Annotated in this window: 10 protein-coding genes; 4 read left to right on the top strand and 6 right to left on the bottom strand. The window is 71.3% G+C overall.

Annotated features, from left to right (window positions below; translation table 11 throughout):
* The 6 genes from LN037_RS31895 to LN037_RS31870 all read right to left on the bottom strand — a co-directional run.
* Nucleotides 1-448, bottom strand: a 448-nt coding sequence (locus LN037_RS31895) for a cation transporter (protein ID WP_230761117.1), incomplete at its 3' end; no start/stop codon positions are given.
* Between the two features lie 29 nt (nucleotides 449-477).
* Nucleotides 478-681 carry a hypothetical protein gene (locus tag LN037_RS31890; protein WP_230761115.1) on the bottom strand — a complete coding sequence of 68 codons (204 nt, stop codon included), beginning with the start codon at nucleotides 679-681 and terminating at the stop codon, nucleotides 478-480.
* Entirely contained in the window at nucleotides 678-902 is a 225-nt protein-coding gene (locus LN037_RS31885) for a heavy-metal-associated domain-containing protein (protein WP_308286223.1), read from the bottom strand. The genes LN037_RS31890 and LN037_RS31885 overlap by 4 nt, the downstream gene beginning before the upstream one ends.
* Nucleotides 903-946: 44 nt before the next feature.
* Entirely contained in the window at nucleotides 947-1228 is a 282-nt protein-coding gene (locus LN037_RS31880) for a metal-sensitive transcriptional regulator (RefSeq protein WP_230761113.1), read from the bottom strand.
* Nucleotides 1229-2074: 846 nt separating this feature from the next.
* The gene (locus LN037_RS31875; RefSeq protein ID WP_230761111.1) at nucleotides 2075-2713 is read right to left on the bottom strand and encodes a DUF305 domain-containing protein; all 639 of its coding nucleotides are present in this window, start codon (nucleotides 2711-2713) and stop codon (nucleotides 2075-2077) included.
* A gap of 101 nt (nucleotides 2714-2814) precedes the next feature.
* Nucleotides 2815-3363, bottom strand: coding sequence for a hypothetical protein (locus LN037_RS31870; RefSeq protein WP_230761109.1), 549 nt, complete (start codon nucleotides 3361-3363; stop codon nucleotides 2815-2817).
* Between the two features lie 155 nt (nucleotides 3364-3518).
* Here LN037_RS31870 and LN037_RS31865 point away from each other — a divergent pair, with 155 nt between their 5' ends.
* The 4 genes from LN037_RS31865 to LN037_RS31850 all read left to right on the top strand — a co-directional run bounded on the left by LN037_RS31865 (nucleotide 3519) and on the right by LN037_RS31850 (nucleotide 7915).
* Nucleotides 3519-4091: a hypothetical protein gene (locus tag LN037_RS31865; protein ID WP_230761107.1), complete on the top strand. Its 573-nt coding sequence runs from the start codon at nucleotides 3519-3521 to the stop codon at nucleotides 4089-4091.
* 82 nt (nucleotides 4092-4173) lie between these two features.
* Nucleotides 4174-5265, top strand: coding sequence for an NAD-dependent epimerase/dehydratase family protein (locus LN037_RS31860; RefSeq protein ID WP_230761105.1), 1092 nt, complete (start codon nucleotides 4174-4176; stop codon nucleotides 5263-5265).
* A gap of 413 nt (nucleotides 5266-5678) precedes the next feature.
* Nucleotides 5679-7016, top strand: a complete 1338-nt coding sequence (locus LN037_RS31855) for a class I SAM-dependent methyltransferase (RefSeq protein WP_230761103.1) — start codon at nucleotides 5679-5681, stop codon at nucleotides 7014-7016.
* A 305-nt stretch (nucleotides 7017-7321) separates the two neighbouring features.
* Nucleotides 7322-7915 (top strand): hypothetical protein, encoded by a 594-nt coding sequence (locus tag LN037_RS31850; RefSeq protein WP_230761102.1) that lies wholly within the window; start codon nucleotides 7322-7324, stop codon nucleotides 7913-7915.
* Nucleotides 7916-8035: the final 120 nt, after the last annotated feature.

Genomic DNA, 8035 nt, shown 5'->3' with positions numbered 1-8035 from the left:
CCCAGATGATCACCGGCGCGGCGAGCGTCAGCGACGCCCACTGCCAGTAGGTGAACTGCAGGGCCGGGACCATCGCGAGGGCGATGGTCGGGACCGAGAGCACCAACGAGACGACGAGCCGGGTCCGCAGCTGGGCGGCCTCGCCCCCCGCCTCAGGGTCGTCGGCGGTGCTGTCGGCGGCGCTGTCGGCGTCGCGCTCCGCCGGCGGTGCGGCCGAGTAGCCGGCGGCTTCGACCGCAGCGACGATGTCAGCGGTACTGACGGTCTCAGGATAGGTGACGCGCGCTTTCTCGGTAGCGAAGTTGACGGACGCCTGGACGCCGTCGAGCTTGTTGAGCTTGCGTTCGATGCGGTTGGCGCACGAGGCGCAGGTCATGCCGCCGAGGGCCAGCTCGACGTGCTGTTCGCCGTCGGTGCTCGCGGGTGAGGTCTGGGTGTCGGTACTCATCGCGGGTTCTCCTCCCTGTCGGTCGGCCGTCAGTGGGTGGTGGTGGTGCTGTGCGACGCGGGCGCGGCCGGAACGGGCACGCTGTCCGGTCCCAGGGCGACGCCGAGCCCGGCGCCGGCAGCGAGGGCGATCGCAAGGGCCGCGCCGAACCCGGCGAGGCGCGGCATCGGACGCTCCAACCATCGGGCGACTGATGCGCCGAACCGGGCCCGGAGCGCAGGTGCGGCACTCATGCCGCGGGCTCAACGAGTCGGTACCCGGCCTCTTCCACGGCGGCGCGTACCTCGTCGGAGGCGATCGGCTCGGACGCAGTCAGGCTGACCGTGCCCGTGTCGAGGTCGATGTCGACCGCGGTGACGGCCGCGATCTCTTCGAGCTCTTCGCGCACGGAGAGCACGCAGTGCTCGCAGGTCATTCCTGTGACGGTGTAGGTAGCGGTGGACGTGCTCACGATCTGCTCCTCGGCGTGCGGTCATGTGTGCGGCCCGGGGACAGGCCTCAGGCGCGGACCAGGCGGGCGATGGCCGCGTTGGCCTCGGCGACCTTGCGCTCGGCGACGTCACCGCCCTCGGCTACTGCCTCGGTCACGCAGTGGCCCAGGTGGTCCGACAGCAGCTCCAGCGCCACTTCTTCGAGGGCGCGGGTCGTTGCCGAGACCTGCGTCAGGACATCGATGCAGTACTTGTCCTGCTCGATCATCCGGGCGAGACCGCGTACCTGACCTTCGATGCGGTGCATCCGCTTCAGGTAGGCGTCCTTGTCATCGCTGTAGCCGTGCATGGCGTCCTCCTCGTTCGCCTCAACATATACCCCTAGGGGGTATGGGTATCAAGGCCACCTCAAGGTGGGCTCGCCCAGGCGATGTCGCTGGATCGGTTGCACGGCTCCCCACCCAGCGCCATCAAGCCGCCCGAGCTGCGAAGAGTTGGCTCAGTCGTGGGCGAGGAGACTCGGTCACCACCGTGGAATGACGCCACGTGCGCGGGAGAGGGGCAGCGAGCCGTCGGTACGTATACCCCCTACGGGTACCGGTTTCGATGCTCCGCGGACGCGAGGTCTCCATGCCCAAGAGCGTTGATCACTGCGCTCTTTCCCCCACCGGGTGAGCGCCTGCGAGCCGCGTCGAGGCGCCGCCCACAGCGCGGCAGGGCACGCGCTGCCGCTGGGTGTCGGTCACGCGCCGGGCTCAGTGACAGTGGTCTTTCGGTGCCCGGGCGATGTGAGCGGCGGCCAGGTGACCGCGGCGGGCAAGTCTCAGCGGGCTGCCGTGGCTGAGCCGCGTCGACGTCGAGGTGCACGTCGTGGAGCCGGCGTGGACGACCGCCTCCGAGGGCGGGCTCCACGAGGTAGGCGTTGGAGCGGTGGGCGAGCACCCACGCTGAGCCCTCGGCTGTCGTGTTCGCGCCGCCGTCGTTCCAACCCGATCATCCTGGCACCGGCAATGGCGCGGCTCCTCGGCGAGGCGGGCGGCCAGGGCAGTGAGAAGGCGTCGGTCTCGACGTGCTGCGCGTGGCGTGCTCGCCCGGCCTGCTGCTCGGCCACACGTCGTCGACTGACGGTGGTCAGCCGCAGCAGGGGTGCCGGCGGACGCGGTTGGTGCGCCCGTCGACGCCCCTGCTTATCGGGCTATGCCCGTGCGAGCAGGACCTGCATCTCGAGGATCTCCGACTGCTGGTCCTCGATGATGGCCTGGGCGAGCTGCTTGGCCTGGGGGTTCTGCCCCTGAGCCAGCTCGGTCTGGGCCATCTGGATGGCGCCACTGTGGTGCTCGATCATCATCTGCAGGAAGGTCTGGTCGAACGCTGCACCGGACAGCGACGAGAGCTGCTGCATCTGTCCCTCGCCCATCATCCCGGGCATCGACATCCCGCCCATCGGCATCCCCGGCATCCCCGGCATGGCGGTGCTTCCGGGCTGCGGGGCCGGCGCTCCCCACGCCGCCAGCATCGCGTTCATCTGGTTCAGCTCCGGGCCCTGGGCCTGCTCGATCTTCGTGGCCAGCTCCTTGACCTCGGGCGAGGCCGCACGCGTCGGAGCGAGCTGCGACATGGTGATGGCCTGGGTGTGGTGCGGGATCATGCTCTGGGCGAACGTCACGTCGGCCGCGTTGTGCTCGGGCGCCACCGGCGCGGCGGCAGCGGCGGACGACGACGACGGGGACGGCGCGGGGGTCGGTGCCGGCGCCGAGGAGGTGCTGGAACAACCGGCCGCCACCGCAGCGGCGGTCGCGGCGGCGAGAACGCCGCCGATCAGTCGGGTACGCATCGGAAGTAGAGCTCCTTCAAGCTGCACGCCGCCAGGGCAGCGGCGTGTGCGGGCATGGGTCGGCGCCGTGTCGTCGAGTTGCGACGACACGGTGGGCCGGCCTACAGCCGAAGGACCTGAAGGCGCGCCTGCCTGCGCGCGGAGGGAGGCGGGCGGGGACCGCGCGAAAGCCAGCCAGTCGGGGTGATCCCGGGTGCGGTGCGCTCGGCGAGAGCGACGGCGATCAGAAGGAGCGCCGCCAAGGCGGCCACCGCCGCCAATACCGCCAGGCACAGATGCAGCATGGCCATCGCGTGGCCTGCCAACTCGAGCGAAGCCGCCTGAGGCACGACGGCCGCGTCCGACCGTGCGTCCACCGAGGCCTGCGGGAGCGTCGACGGCGAGCCGACGACGCTCTCCTGCGAGCCGAGGGGACCTGACGGGAAGGCGTGCATGACAGGGCTCGCCGTGCCCGAGTGCGCGTGGGAGACGGCCATGGAGGCTGCGTCTCCACCGTGCGCGTGGGAACCCACGACGTGGTGCATCACGGCGACGAAGACCGCCAGGACCAGCAACCCGACGCGCTGCAGCCAACCGGCGTTGCTCGTCGCGGCCCCCGGTAGCTCGAAGGCGGCCGCCATCGGCGCACCACCGCGACGCTGCCCGGACACGCCACCGATCGTACGGACACGAACACCGCGCGCTCGCGCCGAGGGCGTGCCCGGAGGCGGGACGAGGGTCACCCGGAGGCGTCGAGTAGGACCGCACCGGCACCGAGCGTCGACGATTCACGTCGACCGACGCTCCTCCTGCTACCGTTCGGAGTATGAGCCGTCAGGAGGTCACACACCGTGACTCCCTTGTGTGCTCAGCGGGGTTGATGCTCTCGGCGTCCGCCGTGGTCGCGCTGGCGGTGGTCTTCGACGTCCTCGCCGACGAACCGCCGACCCATACGTTGATGGTGCTGTTGGCCGCGGCGACGGTGGGGCTGGGGCGCTTCTGGTTGCGGGGACGCGCCAGTCAGGTCTTCGCCGCCATGAACCTGGTCGTGATCGGCCAACCTGCCGTACACGCCCTGACCAAGCTCTCCCAGGCGGGCGCCGAGACGCTCCCCCACTCCCACACGGTGCCCGACAACTTCTTCGCCATCGCGATCCATGTCGTCATCGCCGTCCTCGTGGTCGCGGTCGCCGCGAGCGAACCGCTGTGTGTGGTGATCGCTCGCACCGTGCAGCGCGCCCTCGTCGTTCTCTCGCGTACCCAGCAGCCCGCCGGACCGCTTGTCGTCCGGCACCGGCGGCGCGAGCAGCAGAACGGTCCGCCGCGCCACCGGGATCTCCTGCTCAGTCAGAGCCTCACGCGCCGCGGCCCGCCCGCTACGCGCGCCTGCATCGTCTGAGCCTCCCTGTCGACCCACTCGGTCGACGTGACCGCGGCGTACCGCAGCGACGCTGCGCGGGTCCCCGGCGGAGGTCTCGGCGATGGGCGCCGACGGTGCCCTGTCCGCGCCGGACCCCGCGTCCGGTCACCTCCGTGAGGCCCGCATGATCGTCCGACCGACCACCCCGTCCCCCAACCCGCGTCCCCGCATCGCCGAGGCCCGCCCGCACCACGCCCTCACCGGTCGCCGTGTCCTGGTGACAGGAGCTCGCGGCTTCATCGGCTCCCGCCTGGTCCGTTCCCTGCTCGACGCCGGCGCTGACGTGCACGCCCTGATCCGCCCCGAGGACCAGCGGCCGGTCCCGTCGGTCGCGGTCGCCCGCCGGCCCGCTCACCGGGTCACCTGGCACCGGTGCGACCTGGTCGACGTCGACGCCGTCCGATCGGTCTTCCGCGACGTCGCCCCCGAGGTGATCTTCCACCTCGCGAGCCGGGTCCAGGGCCACCGGGACGTCGCGCTCGCCCTGCCCATGCTCGAGGACAACACCCGCGCCGCGGTGAACATCATGGCCGCTGCGAGCGACGTCGGGGTCTCCCGACTGGTCCTCGCGGGGTCGGTGGAGGAACCCCACGTTGCCGACGAGGCGCCCTGCTCGCCCTATGCCGCGGCGAAGGCCGCGACCACGAGCTACGCCCGGATGTTCGCCGACCAGTGGGACCTGCCGGTCACGGTGCTCCGGCTGGCCATGGTCTACGGGCCCGGACAGACCGACGAACGCAAGCTCGTCCCGCACGTGGCCACCAGCCTGCTCCGTCGTCGCGCCCCGAGCCTCGCGAGCGGGAGCCGACCCATCGACTGGGTCTACATCGACGACGTCTGCGACGCGTTCCTGACGGCGGCCTCCCACCCGCAGGCGCCCGGCCTCGTAGCCGACATCGGCTCCGGGACCTCCACCACGATCGCCGACACCGTGCGGCTGCTCGCCAAGGTCGCCCGCTACGACGGCGACCTCGGATTCGGCCGGCTCGAGGACCGGCGCAACGACGTCGCGCGGATCGCCGACCTCACTCACGCCACCGGGACGCTCGGCTGGCAGCCGCGCACGCCGCTCCCGGTCGGGCTCGCTCGCACGCTGGAGTGGTTCCGCGCACGCGAGGCCCGCGCCCAGCTCGAGATGGAAGCCGTCTCCTAGGACCCGTCCCTGCCTCGACGCCCGACCGGCCGCACCCGGTCGGGCTCGCGCCCGGGTCCTCCCTCGGAAGCCCGGGCTCGGCGGAGCCGCGCCGCGCTCCACCGGGCCAGTCCGGCACTGCCGCACAGAACAAGCAGCTGCCGGGTGTCGAGGCGCCCGAGAACCCCGTCCCCCGCTCGGTCCGCGGCTCCGTCGCCGCCGCCAACCCCAGAGGTCCCATGTCAACGTCGCCGTCGCTGCCGCATCAGTTCGGAGTTCCCGTCGTCCAGCTGCAGGTCGCCCAGCCGCCGCTTTGGCAGGTCGAGCTTCGGTGCCCGCGATGCCGCCAACCCCTCGCGTTTCGAGCGAACGCCTCCCAACCGCTGCCCGGCGGCAGCTTCGGGCTTCTGCGGTGCCCTTGCAGCACCTACCCGGTGTTGGACGGCATCCCCGTGCTGCGAAGCAGCCGCGTCGATCAGCAGGACCACATCACCGGGCGGACCGAGGTCGACGGGCCCACCGTCGAGCATCTCGTGGAACTCCTGGAGCGCGGTCGGTGTCTCGAAGCGCTCGTCGAGATGCTCGCGTTCCCTCCGCCGATCCCGTTCGGACTCGGCGACCGCCCGGGACTCCGCCTGCCGTTCACCCGCGGCCCGTGGCCACACCTCGCCCTGGCCGCGCGACGCGCCGAGGTCGCCGCGATGCTCGAGGACCTCGACGCCCTGACCGCCCAGGACTGGATGGAACTCGCCTACCGGCGCTCCTCGAACCGGATCACCGGCGAGCTGTTCGCCTACTTCTTCGCCCGATTCGGCCAGCCGCGGCACCTGGCGACGCTCTCGCTGCTGCATGCCCTACCGACCGACCCACGGCCCGTACTCGACCTCGCCTGCGGTTACGGCCACGTCATGCACCATCTCGCCAGCCGCGACCGTTCCACCGACGTCGTGGGCGTCGACCGGAACTTCTTCCAACTCTGGGTCGGACGGCGCTACATCGCGCCCGGCCAGACCTTCGTCTGCTCGGACGAGATCACCTCCCTGCCCTTCCACGACGACGCCTTCGCAGCGGCCGTCTGCGGAGACGCGTTCCACTACTTCACCGACCAGCAGACCGTCCTCGACGAGATGCGCCGAGCCGCCCAGGCCGACACGGTCATCCTCGACCGCATCGGCAACGCCCTGCTCGAACCGCGCGACTCCGACCACGAGCGCGACCCCGCCGGCTATCTCGAGCTCCTGCGAGGAGCGCCGGGCCGCATCCTCTCGGAGGACGAGCTCATTGCCGGATACCTCGCCGATTTCGGCCCGCAGCTCGCCGAGGAGCGAGAGCCCGAAGAAGTCGAGATGCACAAGTGGCTCTCGATCGTGAGCAGCCTCGACGTCTCGATCTTCACCGACCACCAGCAACTCGAGGGGGTCCTGCCGCCCCACGCGGCCGGGACCCTCACGATCAGCCCCCTGTTCACGGTCCGCGAGGACGGCGACGAGGTGTGCCTGTCCTTCTCGTTCCCGTCGACCTGGTACGCCTTCGAGAACTCCGGGATGCTGAGCTACACCTCGGCGGGAGAACGCCTGACCCGCGACGGCTACGCGCGTCTGCTCGCCGGCGACCCGGACGAGCTTGAGGACTACGTCCGGCGCTTCGTCGTGCTCGGGATGCCGACCAGGTACGCGCGCGAACCCGGATCCAGCCGCGGCCCCGTGTCGGTCGCCGCGGGCCTGGCGCGCGGCATCTCCCACCGGCTCCTGTCCCACCGCCGCTCGAGGTGACCATGTCCCCCGAGCGACGAGCCGGTACCGGCACGGTCGGTCGAGCCTGCGTCGTGGCCCTGCTCATGGCACTCCTGCTTCCCGCAGGTCCGCCGTCCGCGCTGGCTCACCAAGGCACTGCCAACCGACACGGCTCGCTCCCCCCACCCAGCGCGTGGGACGCTCCGGGCGAGCCCTACCTACTCCCGAAGCGAGCCGCCGCGGACTGGGCGGAGCGGGTCGGGTCGTGGACCGCGGGGACGGCGAAGCAGCCACCGCCCGAGCTGTGGGCCACAGCCCCGGCAGCACGGACAACGGTGGTCGGTGTGCAGGTGGCCGACACCTGGCCGCAGGAGCGTTCGACGATCGTGACTGCTCGCCAGACGCTCGAAGAACCGTTCGGCGTCACCGTCCGGGACATCGCGGTCCGGGTCGACCTCGTCGAGGACGACGCCGGGACCTGGGTCGTGGTCCCCTCTCCGACGCCTGCCCTTACGCCCGCGCCGCCGGGTACCGCGGCGCCCACCCCCGCTGCCCGCCAGGTGCTCGACAACCATCGCATCGTCCTGTCCGGGCCCGCCCGCTCCGACGTCGTGGCGGGACGCGTCGGCGATCAGCTACTCCAGCTCCTGACGGCGCTTGCCTGCCATCAGGAGATCGAGGTCTCCCTGCTCACCAGCGGCTACGCCTCCTACCCGTCCGAACGGCTGAAGGACGACCCGGCCACCCAACACGCTTCCGGCCGCGCAGCGGACATCCGACGGATCGCCGGCGAGCCCGTCACCTCCGAACACGTGGAGGGCGCCTACGAGGTGATGCGCGCCGCCCGTGAACGGGGAGTGTTCGCCACCGGTCCCATCCTGATGGACGACCAATCGTCCCCCCTCGTCCCTGATCACGTGCACCTCGCCGTGCGCTGAGCAACCTATGAGGGCGAAGTCAAGGTGGGTTGCTCCGGTGGGTGGGCGTGCGTCATCGCCTCGCCGGGACCGGCGAGTTGAGCTTGTTGGTGGTGGTGATCGACGGCGTCGTGGTGGCGG

This window comes from Actinomycetospora soli, assembly GCF_021026295.1.
Lineage (GTDB): Bacteria > Actinomycetota > Actinomycetes > Mycobacteriales > Pseudonocardiaceae > Actinomycetospora > Actinomycetospora soli.
The sequence above is the reverse complement of the archived record's forward strand: the minus strand, read 5'-3'. Positions and strand labels throughout refer to the sequence as shown.

Excerpts from the sequence above, each read along its gene's own strand:
- LN037_RS31880 (WP_230761113.1), bottom strand. The coding sequence starts at position 1,228 with ATGCACGGCTACAGCGATGACAAGGACGCCTACCTGAAGCGGATGCAC.
- LN037_RS31875 (WP_230761111.1), bottom strand. The coding sequence starts at position 2,713 with ATGCGTACCCGACTGATCGGCGGCGTTCTCGCCGCCGCGACCGCCGCT.
- LN037_RS31865 (WP_230761107.1), top strand. The coding sequence starts at position 3,519 with ATGAGCCGTCAGGAGGTCACACACCGTGACTCCCTTGTGTGCTCAGCG.
- LN037_RS31890 (WP_230761115.1), bottom strand. The coding sequence starts at position 681 with ATGAGTGCCGCACCTGCGCTCCGGGCCCGGTTCGGCGCATCAGTCGCC.
- LN037_RS31860 (WP_230761105.1), top strand. The coding sequence starts at position 4,174 with ATGGGCGCCGACGGTGCCCTGTCCGCGCCGGACCCCGCGTCCGGTCAC.